This is a genomic window from Frankia sp. ACN1ag (assembly GCF_001414035.1).
GTDB lineage: Bacteria > Actinomycetota > Actinomycetes > Frankiales > Frankiaceae > Frankia > Frankia torreyi.
In genome coordinates this window covers 133,878-158,063 of record NZ_LJPA01000003.1, presented here as the reverse complement: position 1 = coordinate 158,063, position 24,186 = coordinate 133,878, and the positions used below count along the sequence as shown (strand labels likewise).

The 24,186-nt window shown below is 73.4% G+C and carries 15 protein-coding genes and 3 pseudogenes; 11 read left to right on the top strand and 7 right to left on the bottom strand.

The genetic code is table 11. The features are described 5' to 3' along the window. Nucleotides 1–1,071: dolichyl-phosphate-mannose--protein mannosyltransferase (locus UK82_RS35385; RefSeq protein ID WP_396229755.1), on the top strand; the 1,071-nt coding region annotated here is incomplete at its 5' end. A gap of 802 nt (nt 1,072–1,873) precedes the next feature. Here UK82_RS35385 and UK82_RS03340 read toward each other — a convergent pair. Continuing rightward, nucleotides 1,874–2,437, bottom strand: a complete 564-nt coding sequence (locus UK82_RS03340; protein WP_044883490.1) for a hypothetical protein — start codon at nt 2,435–2,437, stop codon at nt 1,874–1,876. Between the two features lie 415 nt (nt 2,438–2,852). Between UK82_RS03340 and UK82_RS03335 the strand changes: the two are divergent. From UK82_RS03335 to UK82_RS03310, 8 genes and pseudogenes are all read left to right on the top strand, one after another. Next, nucleotides 2,853–4,377 (top strand): annotated as a pseudogene (locus tag UK82_RS03335) (glycoside hydrolase family 15 protein); the annotation flags it as partial. Nucleotide 4,378: 1 nt separating this feature from the next. Beyond that, on the top strand, nt 4,379–4,637 hold a 259-nt coding region (locus UK82_RS35380), incomplete at its 5' end, for a glycoside hydrolase family 15 protein (RefSeq protein WP_396230440.1). 235 nt (nt 4,638–4,872) lie between these two features. Continuing rightward, nucleotides 4,873–6,393 (top strand): FHA domain-containing protein, encoded by a 1,521-nt coding sequence (locus UK82_RS03330; RefSeq protein ID WP_044883357.1) that lies wholly within the window; start codon nt 4,873–4,875, stop codon nt 6,391–6,393. Between the two features lie 120 nt (nt 6,394–6,513). Next, nucleotides 6,514–7,383, top strand: a complete 870-nt coding sequence (locus UK82_RS03325) for a DUF305 domain-containing protein (protein ID WP_044883356.1) — start codon at nt 6,514–6,516, stop codon at nt 7,381–7,383. A 320-nt stretch (nt 7,384–7,703) separates the two neighbouring features. Beyond that, nucleotides 7,704–7,961: pseudogene (locus UK82_RS35375) on the top strand (SulP family inorganic anion transporter); the annotation flags it as partial. A 1-nt stretch (nt 7,962) separates the two neighbouring features. Continuing rightward, nucleotides 7,963–9,365: SulP family inorganic anion transporter (locus tag UK82_RS03320; RefSeq protein WP_236705452.1), on the top strand; the 1,403-nt coding region annotated here is incomplete at its 5' end. Between the two features lie 267 nt (nt 9,366–9,632). Continuing rightward, on the top strand, nt 9,633–10,625 hold the full coding sequence (locus UK82_RS03315; protein WP_236705487.1) for a family 43 glycosylhydrolase: 993 nt from the start codon (nt 9,633–9,635) through the stop codon (nt 10,623–10,625). 103 nt (nt 10,626–10,728) lie between these two features. Further along, the gene (locus UK82_RS03310) at nt 10,729–11,484 is read left to right on the top strand and encodes a YceI family protein (RefSeq protein ID WP_052680919.1); all 756 of its coding nucleotides are present in this window, start codon (nt 10,729–10,731) and stop codon (nt 11,482–11,484) included. Nucleotides 11,485–11,723: 239 nt separating this feature from the next. Here UK82_RS03310 and UK82_RS03305 read toward each other — a convergent pair whose 3' ends face one another. Both UK82_RS03305 and UK82_RS03300 read right to left on the bottom strand, forming a co-directional pair. Beyond that, entirely contained in the window at nt 11,724–13,496 is a 1,773-nt protein-coding gene (locus UK82_RS03305) for a hypothetical protein (protein ID WP_044883353.1), read from the bottom strand. Nucleotides 13,497–13,513: 17 nt separating this feature from the next. Continuing rightward, on the bottom strand, nt 13,514–14,260 hold the full coding sequence (locus tag UK82_RS03300; RefSeq protein ID WP_055406267.1) for a cysteine hydrolase family protein: 747 nt from the start codon (nt 14,258–14,260) through the stop codon (nt 13,514–13,516). A gap of 490 nt (nt 14,261–14,750) precedes the next feature. Here UK82_RS03300 and UK82_RS03295 point away from each other — a divergent pair, with 490 nt between their 5' ends. Next, nucleotides 14,751–15,641 carry an acyl-CoA thioesterase II gene (locus tag UK82_RS03295; RefSeq protein WP_055406266.1) on the top strand — a complete coding sequence of 297 codons (891 nt, stop codon included), beginning with the start codon at nt 14,751–14,753 and terminating at the stop codon, nt 15,639–15,641. 119 nt (nt 15,642–15,760) lie between these two features. Here the strand turns inward: UK82_RS03295 and UK82_RS03290 are convergent. Then, nucleotides 15,761–17,321 (bottom strand): annotated as a pseudogene (locus tag UK82_RS03290) (MFS transporter); the annotation flags it as partial. 132 nt (nt 17,322–17,453) lie between these two features. Between UK82_RS03290 and UK82_RS03285 the strand changes: the two are divergent. After that, a complete protein-coding gene (locus tag UK82_RS03285; RefSeq protein WP_063897434.1) occupies nt 17,454–18,341 on the top strand; it encodes a TetR/AcrR family transcriptional regulator in 888 nt (295 codons plus the stop codon). Nucleotides 18,342–20,985: 2,644 nt separating this feature from the next. Here UK82_RS03285 and UK82_RS03275 read toward each other — a convergent pair. The 3 genes from UK82_RS03275 to UK82_RS03265 all read right to left on the bottom strand — a co-directional run bounded on the left by UK82_RS03275 (nt 20,986) and on the right by UK82_RS03265 (nt 24,158). Then, nucleotides 20,986–21,489 (bottom strand): hypothetical protein, encoded by a 504-nt coding sequence (locus tag UK82_RS03275; RefSeq protein ID WP_055406263.1) that lies wholly within the window; start codon nt 21,487–21,489, stop codon nt 20,986–20,988. 199 nt (nt 21,490–21,688) lie between these two features. Next, the gene (locus UK82_RS03270) at nt 21,689–23,110 is read right to left on the bottom strand and encodes a winged helix-turn-helix domain-containing protein (protein WP_044883487.1); all 1,422 of its coding nucleotides are present in this window, start codon (nt 23,108–23,110) and stop codon (nt 21,689–21,691) included. 67 nt (nt 23,111–23,177) lie between these two features. Further along, nucleotides 23,178–24,158 carry a zinc-binding dehydrogenase gene (locus UK82_RS03265; RefSeq protein ID WP_044883347.1) on the bottom strand — a complete coding sequence of 327 codons (981 nt, stop codon included), beginning with the start codon at nt 24,156–24,158 and terminating at the stop codon, nt 23,178–23,180. Nucleotides 24,159–24,186 lie beyond the last annotated feature (28 nt).

Here is a 24,186-nt window from a genome sequence, read left to right as displayed (position 1 = left end):
CCCCCGCCGGTCGCCGGCTCGCCAGGCGCGGACGGCGCGGGCATGGACTCGGCAGGCTCCGCCACCACAGCAGACTCGACGGCCGCGGCGAACTCCGTAGCTACGGCGAAATCGGCGGCGACAGCCGACTCAGGCGCCGCGGCCGGCCGTCAGGATCGGCTGCGCGAGCTGTACGGGCCCCGGCTGGGATTCCGCCGGTGGCGACTGGCCTGCGGGGTGGCGCTCGGCCTGTCGATGGGCGTGAAGTGGAGCGCGCTGTACACGATCATCGGCTTCGCGGCGCTCGCGATCGCCTGGGACATCGGCGCCCGGCGCACCGGCGGTGCGCAGCGGCCCGTGCTGGGGGCGCTGCGACGGGACCTGCCCGCCTGGGCCGCGATGTTCGTGATCGTCCCGATCGTGACGTTCCTGGCCACCTGGACGGGCTGGTTCGTCACCGACGGCGGCTACTACCGGCACTTCTACGGCGACGGGTTCGGCGCGGCGTGGCACGGCTGGTGGAAGTACCAGATGGCGGTGCTGAAGTTCCACGAGGGCCTCGACCAGGGGCATGCCTTCGCCTCGCACCCGATGAGCTGGCTGGTGATGGCCCGGCCGGTGGCGTACTACTACTCGTCGCCCGCCTACGGGACGTCCGGCTGCCACGACCCGGCCGGCTGCTCCCGGGAGGTTCTGGCGCTGGGCAACCCGGCGGTGTGGTGGGTGGGCACCGCCTGCCTGGTGGGGATGCTCGCCTGGTGGGTGACCCGGCGGGACTGGCGGGCGGCCCTGGTGCTGGTCGGTTTCGGCTCGGCCTTCCTGCCGTGGCTGCTGTTCCCGAACCGCACGATGTTCTTCTTCTACGCGCTGCCGTGCCTGCCGTTCCTCGTCCTCGGGATCACGGCGCTGGCGGGGCTCGCGCTCGGCCCGCGGGAGGCCTCCGACGCCCGCCGGCTCACCGGCGCGTTGACGGTCGGCGTCTACACGATCGTCGTCGTCCTGCTGTTCGCGTACTTCTACCCGATCCTCGCCGCGCAGGTGATCCCCTACTCCTCGTGGCGGGCCAGGATGTGGTTCCCCGGCTGGATCTGAACCGGGGAACCCCCACACGGCGCGCCGACCCGGCGGCGTGGGCTCGATGTGAGCTCTCTCACTCGATCCGCCCCGATGCTCCACGCGACCACCAAAAGCGATGCCATCCTCACAAAAGGACACTCCCGTCCGGGTTGGCGCGCAGACACGGGGGCTATCGCAGTTGACTGATCACCCAGAGTCGAAGCAACACACCGCTAGCAGTCTCATCGGTGGGGGCGACAGGGGGGGTCACGTACGGCGTGAGATCCCCATCGGGGATGGTGGGGCGGTCACCATGCCCCGAGGCCGCACGGCAGGTAGCGCCCGTGCGGGTCTCCCTCCGACCTCCAACCACCGGAGCCGGGTGTCGGGCGGACCGAGACTGGGAGGAACCACCATGGCCGATGTGTCGGTGCGCTTCGCGATGACCGATGACAGCGAGATCGTGCTGAACCTGTCCCTCACGCAGGCGATCCGACTCACCGAGGCGATCGCGTCGAAGGTGAGCCAGGCGATGACCGAGCAGCCGCGGGCCGGGATGAACGGCAACGCCTACGGCCCGGGNGGAGTGCGCCCCGGGCCGTACTCGACGTCCTGACGGCGGACATCGCGACGGCGGACATCGCGACGGCGGACATCGCGACGGCGGACATCGCGACGGCGGACATCGCGACGGCGGACATCGCGACGGCGGACATCGCGACGGCGGACATCGCGACGGCGGCGGCCGGGGCGCCCCGCCCGGCCGCGGGTACCCATCGGCACCCAGCATCCGCCGGCCACTCGGCACCCGCAGGCACCCAGCACCTGTAGGCACTCGTCAGCGGGGCTCGGGCGCGCCCCCGGTGAGCTGTGCGATCAAGGCCCGCAGCAGGTCGAGGTCCCGCCGACGCAGCTCGGCCGCGGAGGCGGGATCCGGCCGCGCCGGAGTCAGCGCCGCCCGCACCCGCCGCAGCTTGTCGCGCAGCGACTCCACGACCGCGGGCGAGACCAGGCCGTCGCGCAGCACCAGCACGACGTGCCCGCCGTGCTGCACCACATCCACCGGCTCGTCCATCGGCAGGGTGACGACCCGCATGCCGACGGGGGCCTCCTGGTCGTAGACGAGGCAGAGCTGATCCTCGGCCAGCACCTCGGCGCTGCCGTCGTCCCAGAGGACCGTCGCCCGCGCGGTGACCGGTGCCGCGCTGCGGGTCGACTCGACGCGTACCGGCCCGGGCTGCTCGGCCGGCTCGCGGCGCCCGGCCGCGTGCACGGCCAGCACGGTGCCGCGCCGCGACCAGATCCCGCCACCGAGGTCGTCGACCGGGAAGACCCGGTCGCCCCGAGCGAACATCACCAGCGCGGCACGACCGTCCTCGGCAGTCGGAGGGTGGGCGGCCATGGCGTGATCGTAGGTGGCGACCTCGGACGCCCGCGCGGCGAGACCCCCCACCGGGGTGCGAACGCCGCCCCCGCCACCGCCCGCGACCGCCCCGGACCGCCAGTAGCGACGAGGGTTCCACCGACCCGGTGACCTCCGCAGACGCGGCGCGGACCCGGCGCCGACGCATCGCCGACACCGCGATTTCACACGGCGGGTTGGGCCCGTTTTTCGGCTTGTCGGCAGTGATGGGCGTGGACCGTCCCGGCGGGTTACCTTCGCCTGGTTGCCATCGCTCGGGTGGCGACCGGCGGCGGCCGGGAGGACGCGAGCGGCTCGGCGTCGGGTTGTGCTCGCGCGGTGGCGTCCTCCCTCTCCGTCCCCCGCAGAATCCCTGGTCGGATCCTCGGCCAATCACGCCTCGCGGAGCCTACGAATGCCCGACACCGACTACCCGCCCATCGAGGAGCACGCGGTCATCGGCGACCTGCGTACCGTGGCCCTGGTCGCCACGGATGGCACGATCGACTGGTACTGCCCGCAACGCTTCGATGCGCCGTCGGTCTTCGCGAGCCTGCTCGACGCCGATCGCGGCGGATCGTTCCGCATCCACTGTCCGGACTCGCGGGCGAAGCAGCTTTACCTGCCCGACTCGAACATCCTGATGACCCGTTTCCTCACCCCACGGGCGGTCGGCGAGGTCGTCGACTTCATGGTCCCGGTGGACAGCGACGTCGCGGAGACGCCGCACGTCGTCGTCCGCCAGGCCCGCGCCGTGCGCGGGACGGCGACGTTCCGGCTGCGCTGCGACCCGCGGTTCGACTACGGGCGCGCCGCGCACACGGTGACGCTGGTCCCCGGCTCGGGGGCGGTGTTCGAATCGGTGAAGGGCACCCTCGTGCTGCGCACCGCGCTGCCGCTGCGGGTCGACGGCACCGCCGTGTTCGCGGAGTTCGACCTGCCCATGGGTGAGACCGCCGACATCGTGCTCGAATGGAACTCGACGATCCGTCCGCTGATCACCGGCGAAGCAGACACGCTGTTCACCCGGACGCTGAACTACTGGCAGGCGTGGCTGCGGCGCAGTCGTTACCACGGCCGCTGGCGAGAAATGGTCCTACGCAGCGCACTGGTGCTGAAGCTGCTGGTCTACCGGCCCACCGGCGCGCTGGTGGCGGCGCCGACCACCTCGCTGCCGGAGGAGCTCGGCGGCGTGCGCAACTGGGACTACCGCTACACCTGGATCCGGGATGCGGCGTTCACCACCTACGCCTTGATGGCCCTGGGTTTCACCGACGAGGCCGCCGCGTTCATGGACTGGCTGGAGCAGCGCTGCCACGAGGCACCGAAGGATTCCGGGCTGTACGTGCTGTACAGCGTCGACGGCAACGCCCACCTGGACGAGATCGTCCTGGACCATCTCGCCGGCTACCGCGGTTCGAAGCCGGTGCGCATCGGCAACGCCGCCGCCGAGCAGCTCCAGCTCGACATCTACGGCGAGCTGATGGACTCGGTCTACCTGTACAACAAGAAGGTTCCGATCTCCTTCCAGCTCTGGGAGGCCCTCGGCCGCCAGCTCGACTGGCTGGCCAAGCACTGGGACACCCCGGACGAGGGGATCTGGGAGACCCGCGGCGGGCGCCAGCGCTTCACCTACTCGGCGCTGATGACCTGGGTCGCCTTCGAGCGGGCCTGCCGCATCTCGCGCCAGCGGGGCCTGCCCGGCCCGACGAACGACTGGAAGGACTACGCCGGTCAGGCGTACCGGTTCGTGCAGAACGAGGCGTGGAATCCCACCCGCGGCGCCTACATGGAGTTCCCCGGCTCACCGCGGCTGGACGCGTCCCTGCTGTGCATGCCGCTGGTGAAGTTCTCCGGACCCACCGATCCGCGGTTCCTCTCGACGCTGGACCGGTTCGGCGAGGACCTCGTCAGCGACAGCCTGGTGCGCCGTTACGCCGNCGACGGCAGCGACGGGCTGACCGGCGACGAGGGCACGTTCAACCTGTGCTCGTTCTGGTACGTGGAGGCGCTGACCCGGGCCGGCCGGGTGAGCGAGGCCCGGATGGTCTTCGAGAAGATGCTCACCTACGCCAACCATGTGGGCCTCTACGCCGAGGAGATCGGCTCCTCCGGCGAGGCGCTCGGCAACTTCCCGCAGGCGTTCACCCACCTGGCGCTGATCAGCGCGGCGATCAACCTGGACCGGGCCCTGGGGTAACCGCCGCCCCGCCCTCGACCACCCGGCGGGCGGGTGACGCGCCCGCGGCGCGCGCTCGCCTGTCGGGCCCCGGACATCACCGGCCGCGGTGACGGTAAGGCGGTACCAGCCGACCCGTGGGCACGGCAGGATAGGACCGTACCGGACGGGCCGCACCGAGCGGCGAGGATGTGCCACGAGGCTGCCGGCGGTGATGACCGGCGCGGCGCGGGGTGTGGGGACGAGGGGCGAGGTCATGGCGGGACTGGACCATTTCCGGGTGGTCGTGGAGTCCGGGCACCCGGATCGGACCGGGGTGGTCGTCCGGCTGCCCGGCGCGCTCATCGTCGCCCGGGCCGGCCGGCCCGAGACCGCCGAGATCACCAGCAGGCTGCTCGGGCTGTGCGCCGAGGTGGCCGCGGAGGTGGGCACGACCGCGTCGACCATGGGTCGCCGGCTCGTGCGCCGGGTCGCCGGGGTCCTCGCCGACGCCGACCCGGACCGGGTGCCCGACTTCAGCCTGCTGACCACCGTCAACGACCGCGTCGCGGCGCTCGTCCACGGGGCGATGGACGTCGTGGCGTCCGGGACGTCCGGGGTGACGCTGTCCGGCGTGGACTCGGCCACCTGGGTCGACCGGCTGCTGCCGACGGAGATCGCCCGGATCGACGTCGGGCCGACCGGCATCGTCGGCCCGACCGGCTTCCCCGGCGGCCTCGGCGACCTCGGCTTCCCCCTCGACCTGCGGATCGGCGCGGTGCCCGGGATCGGCGTGAGCCTGCTGCTCAGCGACGCGCCCGCGCTGCCCGCCCCCAAGGCGTCGGCCGACCAGTTGCTCGCCGGCTTCGATCCGCTGCGCGACCCGATGACCGGCGCCGCGGCGATCCCCACGCCCGGCTCGCGCGCCCCGGACCCGATGTCGACCACCCCGCCGGCGCTGGCCCCGCTGCTCAGCGAGGAGGAGGAGGCCCACCGTCGCCGGGCGGCGGCGGAGCCCACCCAGGCCGCCGACCTCGACGAACTCGACGAACTCGACGAGGACCCGCCGACCGAGCTCGCCGGGCGCGAGGTGATCGGCCACGCCGCTGTCGACTCCGGCCCCGGCGGCCAGCTCGGCCAGCTCGGCCGCCTCGGCCAGCTCGGCGGCCATGCCGAGCCCCTGTCGGACGGCCTCGACGACGGGCTCGGCGACGACCTCACCGACGACGAGCACGACGCCATGACCCAGTTGCCCGGGCAGACCTTCACCGTCTCCGACCTCATCGAGGACGACGAGGCCCCGACGATGCTGCCCAGCGGCTCCGAGCCCCAGGTCGAGGGGGTGCTGTGCGCGAACGGGCACTTCAACCACCCGCAGGCGCCGTACTGCGCCGAGTGCGGCCTGTCGCTGGCCCAGCAGGGCTCCCGCACGGTGTGGGGCCCGCGGCCGACCGTCGGGGTGCTCGTGTTCGACGACGGGCAGACGATGGACGTCGACATGGATCTGGTCATCGGCCGCCAGCCCGACCGGGACGACGCCGTCCGGGCCGGCAAGGCGCGGGCGCTGCCAGTCGAGGACGGCGAGAGCGCCGTCTCCCGGGTACACGCCGTGATCACCCTGGCCGGCTGGGACGCGGTGATCACCGACCAGGGTTCGGCCAACGGCACCTACATCGCGCCGCCCGAGGCGACCGTGTGGACCCCCCTCAACCCGCACCAGCCCGCCCCGTTGGTGCCCGGCACCCGCGTCCAGGTCGGCAAGCGGACCTTCGTCTTCAACTCACACCTGCACGTCTGACCCCACCGCCCGCGGCCGACCCCACCGCCCGCGGCTGACCCTGGTCCCCGCGGCCGAAACGGGGAGGCTCGCGGGGGGTGGCGCGCNAAACGTCGGCACCTACGTCAGACTTGACGGACGATGAGCGATTCAGAGCTGCGCGCCGGGGGCGGCCTGCCCGCCTCCCCCACCGCGCCCGCAGACGCCCCAGCCGAGCCGCGCAGGCAGGACGACCGGCCCGCGCGAGACGAGCCCGGCACCGCCAGAGCCCGGCCGGGCGAGGCCGGTGCCCCGCGTCGCCGTCGCCGGGGCCGGGCGGCCCTGTGGTGGACCCCGGTCGTCGTGGTGCTGGTGGCCGGGCTGCTGGCCGCCGGCGCGGCGCTGGGCGACCTGCTCGACCGCCCGCCCGGCGAGAGCTCCGTCGACGTCGGCTTCGCCCGCGACATGTCCGAGCACCACGCGCAGGCCGTGCAGATGGCGATGATCGAGTTCGACCGCGGCGGCGACACGTCGACCCGCAGCGTCGCGCAGGACATCGCGCTGACCCAGCAGCGGGAGATCGGCATCATGTCGGCGTGGCTGTCGGGCTGGGGGCGGACCCAGACCGCCGCCGGCGCGCCGATGCGCTGGATGGGCGGCACGGGCGCGGCGGCCGGCACCGGGCACGAGGGGCACGGCGACACCGGCTCGGCGACCATGACCGACATGCCGGGTATGAACGGCACCGCCGGCGGCGCCGCGTCGGCCGGCGACACCGCCCGGATGCCGGGCATGGCGACCCCGAACGAGCTGCGGCGGCTCGCGACAATCCACGGCCGCGACCTCGACGTCCTGTTCCTCACCCTGATGGTGCACCACCATCGTGGGGGGCTGGCGATGGCGCAGTACGCGGCGCAGCACGCCGATGCGGACCGCACGCGCAGCCTGGCCAGGGCGATGGTGCTCAACCAGTCGATCGAGGTCGACCAGATGCAGGAGGCCCTCGCCCGGCTCGGGGCACCCCGGGCATGACCGGCCGAACCCGGCCGTCGCCTCACCGAAGCTGACTTTGTATCGTCAGATCCGTCTAACCGGACCGTACCGCCGGTCGTGCACCCGAGGCGTGGGGAACGCTGCCCCGCAGTCGTTCCCAGGGCGATGATGCCGCCACGCTGCGCTCTCCCGGGGATCCGTCGCGTCTCCCCACGGGGCGCCGTCCCCCGATCCATGCGTCGCCGTCTGATCGATGCGTCGCGTGGTGGCGACAGGCGGCGGGCGAGTAGGGGTCCGGTCCCGCCACGGCGGCTTCGGCGCTGCGCCGACGCCGCCGTCGATCCTCGAGGTCCGCTTCCATGACAGGTGTTTCCGCCCGCGAGGCCGCCGGCGTGGCGGCCGGGAGCCGTCGTGCGGTCGTCGGGGGACTGCGCCTGCCCGTGCTGGCCCGACACTGGCCCGGCGCGCGCCACGTCCGGGTGGAGCTGCTCGCGGGCCTGGTGACGGCGCTCGCGCTGATCCCGGAGACGATCTCGTTCTCGGTGGTGGCCGGGGTCGACCCGAAGGTCGGCCTGTTCGCGTCGTTCACCATCTCGGTGATCATCGCGTTCACCGGCNGCCGGCCGGCGATGATCTCCGCCGCCGCGGGCTCGATGGCCCTCGTGGCCGCGCCGCTGGTCCGCGAGCACGGGCTGAACTACCTGCTCGCGACCACCGTCGGGGTCGGGTTGCTGATGGGTGTCCTCGGCGTGCTCGGGGTCGCGCGGCTGATGCGCTTCGTGCCGCGCACCGTGATGATCGGCTTCGTCAACGCGCTGGCCATCCTGATCTTCACCGCCCAGATGCCGCACGTCATCGGCGAGTCGTGGAAGGTCTACGTTCTGGTCGCGGGGGGCCTGGCGATCCTGCTGACGGTCCCCCGGGTCACGACGGCGATCCCGGCGCCGCTCGTCGCGGTGGCGATCCTGACGCTGGTCACGTGCGGTTTCCACGTCTCGGTGCCGACGGTCGGGGACGAGGGCCGGCTGCCCAGCTCCCTGCCGGTGCCCGGCCTCCCCGACGTCCCGCTCACCTGGCAGACCCTGCAGATCATCGCCCCGTACGTGGTCGCGCTGACCGCGGTGGGCCTGCTGGAGACGCTGCTGACCGCCCAGATCGTCGACCGGATGACCGACTCCACCCACGACCCGAACCGCGAGGCCTGGGGCCTGGGCATCGCCAACGTCGTCAACGGCTTCTTCGGCGGGATGGGTGGCTGCGCGATGATCGGCCAGACCATCGTCAACGTCAACTCCGGCGGTCGCGGCCGGCTGTCGACCTTCGCCGCCGGCGGCTTCCTGCTGATGCTTGTCGTGCCGCTGCGCGACCTCGTCCGACACATCCCCATGTCCGCGCTGGTCGCGGTGATGATCCTGGTCTCGGTGATGACCTTCGAGTGGCGCAGCGTCGCGCCGTCCACCCTGCGCCGGATGCCCCGCGGCGAGACCGCGGTCATGGTCGTGACGGTCGCCGTCGTGGTGCCCACCCACAACCTTGCGTACGGGGTGGCCGTCGGCGTCGTCCTGGCCGCCCTGCTGTTCACCCGCCAGGTCGCCCGCCTGGCCCTGGTGACCAGCGTGCTCGACCCGGAGGGCGGCGAACGGATCTACGCCGTCCAGGGCACGTTGTTCTTCGCCTCGACGGGGGACCTGGTCGACGCCTTCGCCTACGGCCGCGACCCGGCCCGCGTCGTCATCGACCTGTCCAAGGCCGACGTCCTCGACTCCGCCGCGGTCGCCGCCCTCGACGACGTCCGCACGAAGTACCGCGAACGTGGCACGGAGGTGACCATCGTCGGGCTGAATCCGCGCAGCGCCGCCCTGCTGCGGGGGCTGTCTGTCGAGCCGCCCCCCGAGACGACCACCGAGCCGCCCCCCGAGACGACCGCCGAGCCGCCCCTCGAGCCGCCCCTCAAGACAACCACCGAGACAACTACTGAAACAACCACCGAGGCGACAGGGAGTGTCCGACGAGTCGATTGACGCCCAACTTCACCCCACCGTGAATACACTCCGCCATCAGATACTCACAATGAGGATGGTGGCGGCATGGGCGAGAAGGGCCTTACCGGTGGTCTGGTCGACTTCGCCCGACGCCAGCCGGCCGTGGTCNTCATCGTCATCGTCATCGCCGGGTTGTACCTGTCCAAGGCGAGCTCGGGCGCCTCGACCCGGGCCATCCTCGTCCCCGGCGTCGACTTCCCGGCGCCGTCCCTGCTGACCCGCAACCGGACGACCTACGCCGTCGGCGTGGACCCGCGTACCCCCGGCACGATCAGCCTGCTCTCCAGCCGGGACCGCCGGAGCTGGACCACCCAGCCCGACGCCCTGAAGGCGCCACCGGACTGGGCCGACCCGGGCGGCGGGCTGGGGCCGGCGGCGATCGGCGCGTTCGACGGCTCGTACGTCCTCTATTACACGACGATCTGGCACGAGCTCGGCATTCGCTGCATCTCGGCGGCGACCTCGGAGCACCTCGACGAGCCGTTCGTGGACACCTCGCAGGCCCCGTTCGTCTGCCAGACCGCGGACGGCGGCAGCACCGACCCGAGCCCCTTCGTGGACGACGCCGGGCGCGCCTACCTGGCCTGGAGCAGCCCGGGACGGCCCGGCGGCGCGGGCCCGACGCTGTGGGCCCAGCGGCTGCGCTCGGACGGGCTGGTGCTCACCGGCGAGCCGGCGGTACTGCTGCGCCCCAGCCTGCCCTGGCAGCAGAAGCGGGTCGCGAGCCCCTCGATGATCGTCGAACAGGGGCGCGACCACCTGGTGTACTCGGCCGCACCGGAGCTCAACGGGCGCCAGGTGGTGGCCAGCGCGTCGTGCACCGGCCCGCTCGGGCCCTGCCGCCCGGCACCGAAGCCGATGCTGACGGGTGGGAAGGTCGGCTTCGGCCCCGGAGGCGCCCACGCCTTCACCGACTCCCGTCATCGCTGGTGGCTGGGCCTGCACGGCTGGGACTCACCGCCGGCGGGCGCCTACCTGCCGACCGGGCGGTTCGTCGTGGTCCCCCTGCGGGTGCGCGACGACGGGCTGTCCGTACAGGTCAAGTCGCTCACCCAGGGCCGAGTCCGCCCGCCCGAGCAGCACGGCTCCCACCCGCGCGACCACGAGACCCGTCGCCACGAGACCCGTGACCACGAGACCCGCCGCCACGAGACCCGTGACCGTGGCGACCACGCCCGCGAGCAGGACGCCGCCGACAGCGGCGCTCACGCCGGCCCGGGGACGGCCGCCGGCGGGTGACAGGCACAATGACCCTCTCAACATCGTTGTCTGGACAACTAACAGCAACGAACCTCGGCGACGCCCGTCTCCGAGCCCCCACGTCGAGAGGGACGATCTTCCGATGACCGAACCCGAGGCACCGGGCCCGCGGCCCCGACGTCGGCGGCCGCGGCTGCTCGTCGTCCTGATCGGCGCCGTCGTGGTGCTGGCGATCCTGGTCGTCGGCGGCACCGCCCTCTACATCAACGTGATCAAGAAAGACGCCCCGGAGGAGTTCTCCCTGGCCCAGCCGGGCGGCAGCGAGACGGTGGCGCCGACCGGCTCGCTGGCCGGCTCCTGGGCGATCGCGCCGGGCTCGGAGGTCGGCTACCGAGTGAAGGAGAACCTGTTCGGCCAGGACACGACGGCGGCGGGGCGGACGAAGCAGGTGTCCGGCTCGCTCACCATCGACGGCTCGCGGGCCTCGAAGGCGTCCTTCACCGTGCAGATGGCCACGGTGACCAGCGACGAGAGCCGCCGGGACAGCCAGTTCCGCGGCCGGATCATGGACACGGACACCTTCCCGACCGCCACCTTCACCCTCGCCGAACCGGTCGACATCGGCGCCGTCCCCACCGACTCGAAGACCACCCGGGCCGTCACGGCGAAGGGTGACCTGACCCTGCGGGGCAAGACCAGGCGGGTCACGATGACGCTGCAGTCCCGCTGGGACGGCACCTCGATCCGTACCGTCGGCCAGCTCCCGATCGTCTTCGCCGACTACGACGTCCCGAACCCGAGCTTCCCCGGCGTCTCCACGGAGGATCACGGGATCATGGAGGTCTCCCTGATCTTCACCCGCTCCGCCGCGGCCCCCGCCACCACCGCCAGCCCCTGACCGCCCCTCCCCTGCCCTTCCCCTGCCCTTCCAGAGAGACGAAACGGACACGAAGCGCTTCGGAAGGGCAAAGTTGCGTAATGCAACCAGGCCGCCACACGTCGACCGGACCGTACGGCATGCGCGTCACCGGTCACGAACGAGAACCGCGCCGCCGGTCGGGGTGGGTGACCGGCGGCGCGGCGAAGGCTGCGCCTCGGGCGGCGTGGCGAAGATCCGCCCCTCGCTGAGGCGACCGGTCAGACGGTTCCGGCGCCCGCAGGTGCCGAGGTCGTCGGCTTGGGGCCGGTCGCCGAGGTGCTGGCCGGGGTGTCCGGGGCCGAGACCGGGTCCGCGACGGGCGGGCGGGCGGCGTCGGCGGCCGGCGAGGCCTCGTCGGGAGTGCTCCGCCGCGTCTGCGACGGGATGCCGTGCTCCCGCTCCAGCGCGATCTCCTCGGCGTCCGGTACCCGCGGTGCGGGCCTGGTCAGCGCCCAGGCCACGCAGACCAGCGTGAGGAACAGGTACCCCAGGGCAACCTGGCCGCCGCCCGCGTCCCACTCGACCTTCTCCGCGTGGATCAGCCCCACGAAGGACAACACCGCACCGGCGGCCGAGGCGATCGCGGCCGAGATGAACCGTTTGTCGATGATGAACGCGACGATGGAGCCGAGCACCAGGCCGGCCAACACCGCGCCGTCCCCGAGCAGGTGCAGGCCATGCAGCAGCACGCTGTTGCCCTCGAGGTCGGCGTCGGTGACGTTCAGGTTGACCGCCGGGTTCAGCTTCGACGCCACGCCGACGGCTGTCGTCACCGTGTTGTCGATCTGCCCGGCCGCCCAGGAGGCGATGTTCGGGATGATCGCGGCGATGACGGCGGCGCCGTGCGCCTTCGGCGAGGCCTGGAAGGCCTGGGCGCCGATGAGCAGCCCGATGTAGAGCAGGATCGGCACGATCGCCGGCAGCGGTAGCACGGCGTTGAGCAGGCCGAACAGGCCGAGGAAGCACAGGACCGCGATGACGATGCCGGTGGCCAGGGAGTAGCCGGTGCGACCACCGGCGGCCTTCCAGCCCGGGTGGCCGATGTAGACGGCGGGCGGGAACGGCGAGCCGAGCGCCGAGCCGATGATGGCGCCGAAGCCGTCGGCGAGCAGGATCGGCCGCAGGTTGTAGTTGTCCCCGGCGGACGCGGCGCTCTCCACGTTGGACATGCCCTCGGTGAAGTTGTAGACGCCGAGCGGGATGGCCGTGGCCAGCAGCGGCGAGATGTCGGACAGGCCGTGGAACAGCTTGTCGAAGTGGAAGGTCGGCAGCGACACCGCGATGTCCTTGGCCGCCTCCGACACCGCCGGGGTGTCCATGAACCCGCCGATCCAGCCGATGGCGGTGCCCAGCGCCAGCGCGACCGCGCCGATCGGCAGGTTCCACGGCAGCTTCAGGTCGGTGAGCAGGCCGACGAGCAGCAGGCCGAAGACGGGCAGCGCGATCCAGGCGGCGTCCCACATCTGCGCGGCGGGCCGCATGGAGATGAACGCGATCGAGATGCCGGCCAGCGTGCCGAGCATGGCCGCCCGCGGCGCGTACTTGCGGATCATCGGCCCGACGAACGCACCGATCACGACGATGATGCCGATGATGAATGCCCAGGCGAGGCCGGCCTGCCACGCCTCGACCGGGTTCTTCGTCTTCAGGTAGATCGGCAGCATGATGACGAACACGACGATGAACATGTGCGGGACGCTCGGCCCGTACGGCATCGCCGTGACGTCGTCACGGCCCTCCTTCGCCGCCAGCCGGCGCCCCAGGTAGGCGTAGAACAGGTTGCCGAGCAGCATCGCGATCCCGAGCGCGGGCAGGATCGCGCCGAAGACGTCGGCGGAGGGGATGTTGACGACGAACAGGCACAGCGAGCTCAGGACGATGACGTTGACCAGCACGTTGACGCCCAGGCCGAAGAAGGCGTTGGTGTCGCCCTTCGTCCAGTAGGGCAGGGCCGGCGCGGACGACGCAGGCCGATTCCCGATCTTGACCATGGTGGGACCCGTCCTCTTCAGGAGGCCGTGACGGCGGGTGCGGGCACGGTGGAGTCGGCCGCGGGGGCCGAGGAGGCGAGCGCGGCGAGGAAGTCGGCGGAGGGGGCGACCCAGCCGAAGATCCCGCCCTGGGCGGCGACCATCTCCAGCGCCACCCGCTGGAACTCGGGGAAGTAGGAGCCCACGCAGTCACTGAGCACCAGGCACTCGAAGCCGCGGTCGTTGGCCTCGCGGACGGTCGTGTGCACGCAGACCTCGGTCGTCACCCCGGCGACGACGAGGCTGGTGATCCCCTTCTCGGCGAGGACGTCGCCGAAGGCGGTGGCGTAGAAGGCACCCTTGCCGGGCTTGTCGATGACGTACTCGCCGTCGACCGGCGCGAGCTCGTCGATGATGTCCTGCCCGTACTCACCCCGGATGAGGATGCGGCCCTTGGGACCGAGGTCGCCGATGCGCAGCGCGGCGTCGCCGCGGTGCAGCTTCGCCGGCGGGAGGTCGGACAGGTCGGGCAGGTGGCCCTCGCGGGTGTGGATGACGGTCAGCCCCGCGGCCCGCACGGCCGCCAGCACGGCCTGCAGCGGTTCGATCGTGCTGCGCAGTTGGCTGACATCGTTGCCGAGGCTCTCCCCGAAGCCACCCGGTTCGAGGAAGTCGCGCTGCATGTCGATGACGACGAGGGCGGTGGTTGCGGGGTCGAAGGTGAAGTCGTACGGTCGGGCGCTCACGGTCAGGGGCGCGGTCGGGGTCGTTGCGGTTTCGCTCATGCCAGCTCTCGCCATCGGAGTCCACGGGTTTCGGGTCCGCGCAGGTCGGATCCGCGCGTCTGGAGTGCGTCGAGGGAGCTCGCCACGCCCGGCCCGGTCGTCCGGTGCCTCCCCCGTCGGGTCTGGAGACGAGGGTCAGGGGGTGTCGTTTCAGATCACCGCCCGGCACGTAACGCGTCGATAAACTCTGTATCCCGTCCCGTATCCGAATTCGTATACAGATCATGAGAACGGTCGATCTGGCGTTTAGCGGCTTTTGTGCTGGTCGGCGGTTCGTGGGGACGTGGCGTACGCCACTGCGAGCCACTCACAGCGCCGAACGGGTCGATATTGGCCCGCGAGGCTCCGCGCCGGGCGGAGTCGTGATCCACGCGCGACGGACCGTCGGCAGGCGCGGCGACCGGTCACCTGCCCGCGCCGAGCCGCGGCGCGCAGCGATCGCGTCCCTCGCGGCACCGGCCGTCGGCCGTCGCGAGAGAAGGGGTGCGATGTGGGTGGACGGTCCGTGGAGACCATCGATCCCCAGCGGGACGGTTCGGAATCCGCACGGCCCAAGTCGCTGGTACCGGTCAACGCCCCGGCGCCTGGCAGGTTTACGCTGAGCGATCTGCTGGCGGTGCTGGACCTGGGCGGGGACGTCCCTCCGGTGCCGGCCCGATGTCTGGTGAGCGCGCACGGCGGGATCCTCGGTGCGCAGTTGCTCGGTCAGCAGATCGTCCTCGCGGAACGCATGGCGCCGGGCAAGACGGTGCACTCGCTGCACACGATCTTCTCCCGCCCCGGGGACTGCCGGCAGCCGCTCTGGGTCGACGTCGAACGTCTCGCGCACGGCGGTTCGATCGACGCGCTGGCGCTGTCCTTCCGGCAGGGCTCGCTGCACATCTGCCGGGCGGACGTGATGCTGCGGGCCGCGGAGGCCGACTTCCTCAGCGTGCAGACGAGCCGAGTGGACCTGCCGGGGCCGGAGGCGGGGCTGCCGCGCCCGGATCGGCCGATGATGCCGTGGGAGGTCAGGGTGCTGCCGCGGGCGGAGCCGCACCGGCTCGACCAGTGGCAGCGGATCCCCGACGCGGGCGAGGACCCGACGGTCTGGCGGGCCCTGCTGGCACATTCCTGCGAGTTGCTACCTCTGGCTGATCTGCTCGCGGCCGCGGGGATCCCGCCCCTGCCCGGAGAACGGCCGCAGGTCGCCGCAGCGGTGCTGTCCCAGACCGTCACGTTCCTCGATGACCTGGACGTTCGGGACTGGCACCTGTTCCAGGTCCGCACGGTGCACGCCGGTCACGGCCGCGCGGTCGGCCGCATCGAGATCTTCGGCCCGGACGGGGTGCAGCGGGCCGCCGCCGAGGTCGTCGGACTGCTGCGCTCGGCCCGCCCCTGACGTCACGTCCCGCCGGCTCCGACGCCCCGCCGCGGCGGGGCGTCGGAGTTCCTTAGTCTTTCCAGAGGGTTCCGTGTCCGGTCCATCCCTCTGGAAAGACCAGGCAGCTCGACCCGAGGTCAGATCTCGGCGGTGTGGGCGACTGCCTGCTCGTCGGCGTCGGCGAGCTGGGCGTCGGCGAGCTGGGCCGGTGCCGGCGGCCCGGCGGCAGCCGGCTCGGGCCGGCGCAGCCGCGGCAGCAGGAACGCCACCGGGACTCCCACGGCGAAGACGCAGCCGCTGATGAACAGGCCGAGCGAGTACCCGGAGGTCAGCGCCTCGGGCGGCGCGATCCCATGGCGGAGCCGACTGTCGGTGTGATGCGTGGCGATCGTCGTCACGGCGGCGAGACCGACGGCCGCCCCGATCTGCCGCCCGGTGTTGATAAGCCCGGAGGCGAGCCCGGCGAGCCGCATCGGCACACCCGCGGTGGCCGCGGAGACCATCGAGACCATCGTGGTTCCCATGCCGAAGCCCATTACCGCGAGCGGGCCGAACACATGCGTCCAGTACGAGCCGCCCACCGTGATCGCCGACAGCCACAGCAGGCCCGACGAGCCCACGGCGGCGCCGAAGATGATGATCGGCCGCGGGCCGAGCCGACCGATCGTCCGCGTGACGAGCTGCGACGCCAAAATGATCATCAGTGGCATCGGCAGCATCGACAGCCCCGCCCGCAGCGGGCTGTAGTCCTCGACCCGCTGCAGGAACAGGGTGAGGAAGAAGAACACCGCGAACATCGCCGCGCCGAGGAGCGCCGCGACCACGTTGGCGACCGCGATCCCCGGATAGCGGAAGATGTTCAGCGGCACCAGCGGATTGGCCGTGGTGGCCTCGATCGCGACGAAGGCACCGAGGAGCACGACCGCACCGACCAGCAACCCGATCGTCACCGGCGAGCCCCAGGAGGAGGTCTCCGTGCGGACGATCGCGTAGACCAGCAGAACCAGGCCGCCCGTCACGGTCAGCGTGCCCGGCGCGTCGAGGTCGCGCAGGCGGCTGACCTGCCCCCGCGACTCCACGAGCACCACGCGGGCTGCGGCCACGAGCGCCACCCCGATCGGCACGTTGACGAACAGCACCCACCGCCAGTCGGCGACGTCGGTGAGGATCCCGCCGACGACCGTTCCGAAGGCACCGCCGCTGGCCGCCGTGGCACCCCAGGCGCCGAGCGCCCTGGTCCGCTCCCGGCCCTCCGCGAACGAGGTCATCAGCAGGCTCAACGTCGCCGGGGCCAGCACGGCGCCGCCGAGACCCTGCACCGCCCGGGCGATGATGAGCTGCGTCTCGGACTGGGCGAGGCCACCGGCGAGGCTCGCCAGCGTGAACAGCCCCAGCCCGAACACGAAGACCCGGCGCCGACCGAACAAGTCCGCCGCCCGGCCGCCGAACAGCAGCAGCCCGGCGAAGGCGAGGGTGTAGGCGTTCACCACCCACTGCAGACCGCCGGCCGACATGCCGAGATCGGTCTGCATCGCCGGCAGCGCGACGTTCACGATCGAGATGTCGAGCACCACCATGAACTGGGCCAGGCAGCACACCGCCAGCACGGCCCACTTCGCCCGGGGGGCCGGCGGCGCCGAACCGGCCGCGCCCCGACCACCCCCGACGGAGGCCTCGACGGACGCGGTGCCCCCGGGCNCCCCCGCCGCCACCTGATCGGGACCGCCGACGCCGCTTGCGCCTGTTCCCTCCGAATGTGCCATTCCCAACATCCCCTCCTAGCAGCCGTCGTACACCGTACGAGGACCAGGGGCCACCCTACGCCGTACGATGTACCAACGGCAAAAACTGCTGTTCGGCTGCGTGTTCGGAGGTGACGAGGTCATGGCCGCGCCGACGGAACCGGCCGTCGGGCCGGGCGGGAGGCGCCGGGCGGGACAGGGTCCCCCACCCGGGTGCCGGTCCAGCCTGAGCCCCGAGCGGCTCGCGCTGGCGGCCATCGAGCTCGCCGACGCCGAGGGGTTGGCGGCCGTGTCGATGCGCCGGCTCGCCGCGAGCCTGGGCGTCGGGACGATGACGCTCTACTACCACGTGCGCGACAAGGACGAGCTCCTCGACCTGATGTGGAACGAGTTTCTCGGCGGGCACCTGCTCGACGACATCCCCGCCGACTGGCGCACGGCGCTGACCGAGATCGCCCGGCGGATCAGGCAGTCCTTCCAGCGCCACCCGTGGGCGCTGGGCGTCGCGGTCCGCCCCGCGCTCGGCCCCAACAAGCTGCGCTACCTCGAGCAGTACCTCACCGTCGCGTCGCGCATCACCGACGATCCGGACGAGCAGTTGCGGATCATCCACTCCGTCAGCGATCTGGTCGTCGGCTGCACGCTGCGGGAGCTCAGCGGCCAGGCGTACCGCGACCCGGACGAACCCGCGGGCGACCATAACGATGATCCTGCGCCGATGCTGGAACCGCAACCGGGTTTCGACGCGATCGTCGCCGCCGAGGAGCTGCCCCGGCTGCAGTCGCTGCGGACGGCCGGCTGCCGGCTGTTGACGCCCCGCTTCGAGCAGGCCCTGGGCTGGCTGCTCGACGGGATCGAGGCCGCTCATCCGGGCGCCCGGCCGGCGCCCCCGCGCCCCGTCGAGGCGGCCACGCCGACCCCGGACCTCGTGGGCACGGCGGCCACGACCCGGATGCATCCGAAGAAGGGGGCGTAGCGGCCTTCACGGACACGACCTGAGTAGCTACCGTCGGAGAGGTCGCACGCCGCCGGCCATCCGCGAGTCNCATTCGGGGCACCCACCATGACCGCTCGACTACCTCGCCACGTCGCACCGCTCGCCGCCGGCGAATCCTCGGCGCTCGGGCCTTATCCGCTGCTCGGCCGCCTCGACGCGGGCATCACGGGCATCGTCTACCTGGGCCGGGCGCCGGGCGGCGGCCAGGTGGCGATCCGTGCGCTGCATCCGGGCGACGCCCTGCGCGCCGACATGCGGGCCCGTTTCGCGGCGGCCGTCGACCGGGCCAGCGTGCTGTCCGGTCCGCACACCTGCGGCGTGCTCGACGCCGCGCCCGACGCGGACCGCCCATACGTGGTCACCGAGTTCGTCGGCGGGCCGACCCTGGCGCGCGAGCTCACCGAGCGGGGACCGCTGTCCGCCGACGAGATCGACCGGCTCGCCCGCACCCTGCTCGAAACCATCGACGCGGCCCACCACACGGTCGGCGCCCTGGGCGACCTGACGGCCACGGACGTCGTCCTGTCCGTCGTCGGTCCTCGCCTGGTCGACCTGGGGATCGCCGCCGCCCTGCGCCCGCTGCTACTGTCCACGGCCGCCGCCGGGCAGGGGGCCGCGACCGTGCCTGCGGCCGGCGGCGGCTACGTGCCCGGGTACGGCTACGGGCCGGCGGCGGGCGGCTGGGACGGGCCGGCCGCCGACATCGTGGCCTGGGCCGGCATCGTCGACCTGGCCGCCACGGGCAAGGCGTCCGGTTCGGTGGAGCCGGCGGGCCGCGGCGGCTGGCGGCGCGCGCAACGGCCCGAGCAGGACAGCCCGACCAGCCCCGGGGTGGCCCGCGCGCTGGCCCGGGTGCGACAGGCCGACGGTGCCTCGTTGCCCGACGTCTCCGAACTACTGGCTCTGCTTGCCGGTCCACGCCCTCGTTCGGGTCGCGCCGGGCGCGACCGCTCCCGCGCGATCTCCCGCCAGCAGGCCGTCACCGCGCGACTCACTCCGCCGCCGTCCCGCTCCGACGGTGGGAGTGGGGAGGTCAGGCCGGCCGGCGGTGGTCGCCACAGCACCGCCCGCGCGACCAGCCACGGGGGCACGCAGACTCGTAGCGGCACGCAGACCGGTAGCGACACGCAGACCGGTAGCGACACGCAGACCGGTGGCGGGGACGGTCGCGGCGCCGGGAACGGCCTCGGCCGGGCGATCAGGCGGGCCGACCCGTTCGGACGAGCCCGCTCCGCCGAGCGGCGAGGGGATGCCGGACGGCGGGAGGATGCCGGACGGCGGGAGGATGCCGGACGGCGGGAGGACGCGGCCGGGGGCGGCCTACCGGACCTGCCCCACCTACTCGAGGTCAGCCTCACGCTGCCCCCGTTGCCGACCCTGCCACCGCCGCCGGTGCTCCCCCCGCCGCCGACGCCGTCGCAGCGGCCGGCGGGGCCCGGCCCCCGCCGGTCCGCCGCGGCAGACCGCTCGGAGCAGAGTGCCAGCCGCACGCACCCGACGCTGATCCTCCCGCCCGGCCAGGGCGCCACGGTGGGCGGCCAGTCCACCCCGTCCGAACGTTCGGCGGCCGCGGCGGGGGTGCAGCGGTTGCCACCGAACTCGCCGGGCCCGGAGGAGGAGCGTCGGCGCCGTCCCCGGGCCCGCCCGGTCGCCGTGCTCGCGGTGGCGGCGGCGGCCGCGGTCGCGGCGGCCGCGACCGCCGCGGGGCTGGGTGGCTCCAGCGACGACGTGACCACCGGCGCGCAGGCCCCCCTGCACGAGAATCGCGCCGGGGACGGCACGGCCGGGAGCCGGTCCGCAGACCGGGTCGCGCCGGCGCCGGCGCACCCGTCCGCGGCGCCCGCGCCGGCGGGCTCCGCCGACTCCACGGACTCCACCGATCCCGCCGCCCCGACCGATCCCGGCGACGCGGCCACCGGCGCCCCGACCAGCCCCGGCGGCGGGGCGGCGCTCGCCCCGACCGAGTACGAGCAGCAGGAGGATCTCGCCGCCGAGGACTTCGCGCTGCACACGTTGCGGCTCGCCGCGGCCAGCCGTGCCGGGGACGCCGGTGCGGCTGGCGCGCCACTGGTCTCGGCCGATCGTCATCCCGCGCAAGGCGCCGGGCAGGCCCCGGTGAGCGCCCCGAACCCGGCCGTCCAGGCGCCCCAGGGGCTCCTCGTCACCCCCCTCACGCCGACCGAACGGCCCGCCGCGCAGCCTCCGGCGTCCCGGGTCACCGCACCGACGGGGCAGCCCGGCACGATCACGCCGGGCACGGCCGGCACGGACCGCGTTCCGGCGGCGCCCGTGGCCGCCGCGGCGGGGCTGCCGGCCGCGAGCGGCGGTGCGGCCCCGGCTGCCCGGCCGGCCCAGGCCCAGCAAGCACCCCCCCGAACCCAGGCCCAGAGCCAGCCGCAGAGTCAGAGCCAACCGCAGAGTCAGAGCCAGGCGCCGGCGCGCACCCAGACCCAGACCCAGGCGCAGGCTCCAGCCCAGGCACAGGCCCCAGCCCAGGCGCAGCCTCCGGCCGCGGGGACCGCCGGCACCTCGGCCGCGCCCAAGAGCGGTCTCACCCCGGTCCAGGTGGGCATCGTCCCGCTCACTCCCCGCTGACGGTCCGGCCGCCGGCTGGCCGGCGCTGTCAGTCCTCGGCGTCGGGTCTCGCCGAGCGACGCACGGCACCAGCCGGCCAGATGATCTCTACGGGCCGGCGCCGTAGCCGGGCGTAATCGACGACGTCAGCCGTACCCCCGTAGCCGCGGGCCGGCAGACCGTCCCAGACCGCGATGATCCGGTCTGAGGCGTCGACGAGAACCCGGCTCGCCGCCATCAGGCTGGCCAGGTCCGGGGTCGGGCGGTCCTGCCGACGAACCTCGGCGGAGCAGCGCAGCAGGCGGTCGAAGTCCCGGCGATGCGCGGCGGGTTGGAAGTCGCGGTACCCGTCCGCCGGGATCACGGAGATCAGCCGGCCGCCGAGAGCGAGCACGACGTCGGCGACGATGGTGTCCGCGCCCTCGGCGAGGCAGGTCATCCCGGCGAAACCGGCGTCAGCGAGGGGCGTGAGCAGCCGGCGCGCCTGCGCGGCCACGTAGCGGGCCTGACCCCCGGTGAGCCCCCGGTGGCCCGTCACGCCGACGACGACCACACCGTCACCCCTCCCGGCGACGGCCGCGTGAGCAGTCCGCGAACCGGTTCGCGCCGGTCGGCATCGGCATCGGCATCGAGGGCCACTCTTGCAAAGTAGCGGCGCCGGCCGCGCTCCCAAGGCCGCGCGGCCAAAGCCACGCTGCCAACGCCGTGATCCCAAAGGCGCGCTGCCAAAGCCGCCGGGTGGACCGGCGCGCTCAGCCGGCCGCGCCGAGGGCCGCGACCGCTCGGGTCAGTGCGGGGGCCAACGTCCCGTTCGCGACGACCTCGATACGGTCGAGGCCCAGCCAGCCGGCGAGCGCGGCGAGTTCGGCGGCGAGCTCGCCGGCGACCGTCGCCGGACTGCCCGGATCCGGACCGTCCGACGCTGAGCCGGCCGGATCCGAACCGCCCAGATCCCGACCGGCCAGATCCCGACCGGCCAGATCCCGACCGGCCAGATCCCGACCGGCCGCGACGACCGACGGCTGACCTGCCCGACCTGGCCGAACCGAACGGCGCGGGGCCGGGATGTCCGAGCCGGGATCGGGTTCGTGCCAGGCCGCCGCGACCCGCAGGACCCTCGCCGCCCGGTCTGCCTTGAGGTCGACCCGGGCCGCGAGTCGATCCCCGAGCAGGAAAGGCAGTACGTAGTAGCCGTACCGCCGCTTCGGCGCGGGTGTGTAGAGCTCCAGGACCAGATCCATCCCGAACAGGCGACGGGTGCGGGCACGTTCCCAGACCAGCGGGTCGAAGGGGGACAGCAGGGCACGGGCGGCGGCCCGGCGGGCGACGGTGAGCTCCGGGCGGGCGTACGCCCGCCCGGACCAGCCGGCCACCCCCACCTCCACCAGCTCCCCGTTCTCCACCACCTCGGCGAGGCGGGGCCTCGCCACCGCGGCGGGCAGCCGGAAGTAGTCGGCGAGGTCACCTGCGGTCGCCACCCCGAGGCGGTCGGCGGCGTGGCCGAGCAGGATCCGGACGGCCTCGTGCGGGTCGGGGGTCGGCAGGCCGAGAACGGCCGGTGGGATCACTCGCTCCGGCAGGTCGTAGAGCCGTTCGAAGGATGCGCGGCGGCCGGCGACGCAGAGTTGGCCCGTCCACATGAGGTACTCCAGGGCCCGCTTGCCGTCCGCCCATCCCCACCAGCCCCCACCGCCGCGGCCGGGTTCGGCCAGGTCGGCGGCGGCGAGCGGGCCGCGGTCACGGACCTGGGCCAGCGCGTCGGCCACGTAGTCGGCGCGCTCCCGGCCGAACGCGGCGACCCCCCGCCACAGGCCCTCGCCGGCCAGCGCCGCCGCCGCCCGCCAGCGGAACAGCGGCTCCCAGGCGACCGGGACGAGCGAGGCCTCGTGCGCCCAGTACTCGTAGGCGTACCGCTCGACCTGGACGAGCCGGTCGAACATCTCCCGAGAGTACGGTCCCAACCGCGACCAGCCGGGAAGGTAGTGCGCCCGGGCCAGCACGTTCACCGAGTCGATCTGCACGACCCCGACCTGGGCGAACAGGGCCCGCAGGTGCCGACGATCGAGCCGGCCGGTCGGCCGTGGACGAGCCAGTCCCTGAGCCGCGAGGGCCGCCCGGCGCGCCTGGGATCCGGTCAGCAGCACCAGCGCGTCGCCCGTCCCTCGAACCGCCACCACCGCAACACTACGATCCCCGCCCGCTCCGCCCGGGGCTCAGGGGGGCTCGGTGGGGATCAGGGGATCAGGGGATCAGGACGACCTTGCCGGTCGTCGCGCGGGTTTCCAGGGCGGCATGGGCGGCCGCCGCCTCGGCCAGCGGGAAGGTCTGCACGGCTGGTACCAGGGTGCCGGCGGCCGCGGCGGCGAGCGCGGCCTCCTCCAGCGCCGCCAGCCCACCGGGCCGGCGGAACATCCGCGGGCCGAGGACGGAGGCGACCAGCAGGCCACGTTCCGTCACGTCCTCGGTGGTGATGGCGGTGGGCGACCCGGCCGACCAGCCGAACGTGTAGTAACGGCCGGCCGGTCCGATCAGCTCCAGGGCGGCGCGGCCGGCGGCGCCACCCACCCCGTCCAGCGTCACGGTCACGGTGCGGCCGTCGAGGGCGGCCCGGACGGCGTCCGGCCAGTCGGGGAGGGTGTAGTCGACGGCGATGTCGGCGCCGAGGCGGCGCGCCGCGGCGACCTTCGCGGCTCCCCCGGCGATGGCGACGGCGGTCGCCCCGACGCCGCGGGCCGCCTGGACGAGCAGGCTGCCGATGCCGCCGGCCGCGGCGGTGATCAGGACGACGTCCTCGGCGGTCAGCTCGGCGACGTCGAGGATGCCGATCGTGGTGCGACCGGTGCCGATCATCGCCACGGCGGCGGGGGCGTCGAGGCCGGGCGGGATGGGATGGATGCTGTCCACCTCGCGGACGGCAAGCTGGGCGTATCCCTGGCCGGTCAGGCCGAGATGGGCGACGACACGCCGGCCGAGCCACCCCTCGTCGACGCCCGGCCCGACGGCGTCGACCGTGCCGGCGACCTCCCGCCCTGGGATGGTCGGCAGCTCGGGGCGCTGGAACGGGCCACCGGCCGAGCCCTGCCGCAGGATGGTGTCGACCAGGTGAACGCCGGCTGCGGCCACCGCGACGCGCACCTGGCCGGCCGCCGGCACCGGATCGTCGACCTGCTCGTAGCGGAGATTGCCCGCCGGGCCGAACTCGTGCAGCCGGACTGCGTACATGATCCGTCCTCCAGGTCGCGGTCGGGGC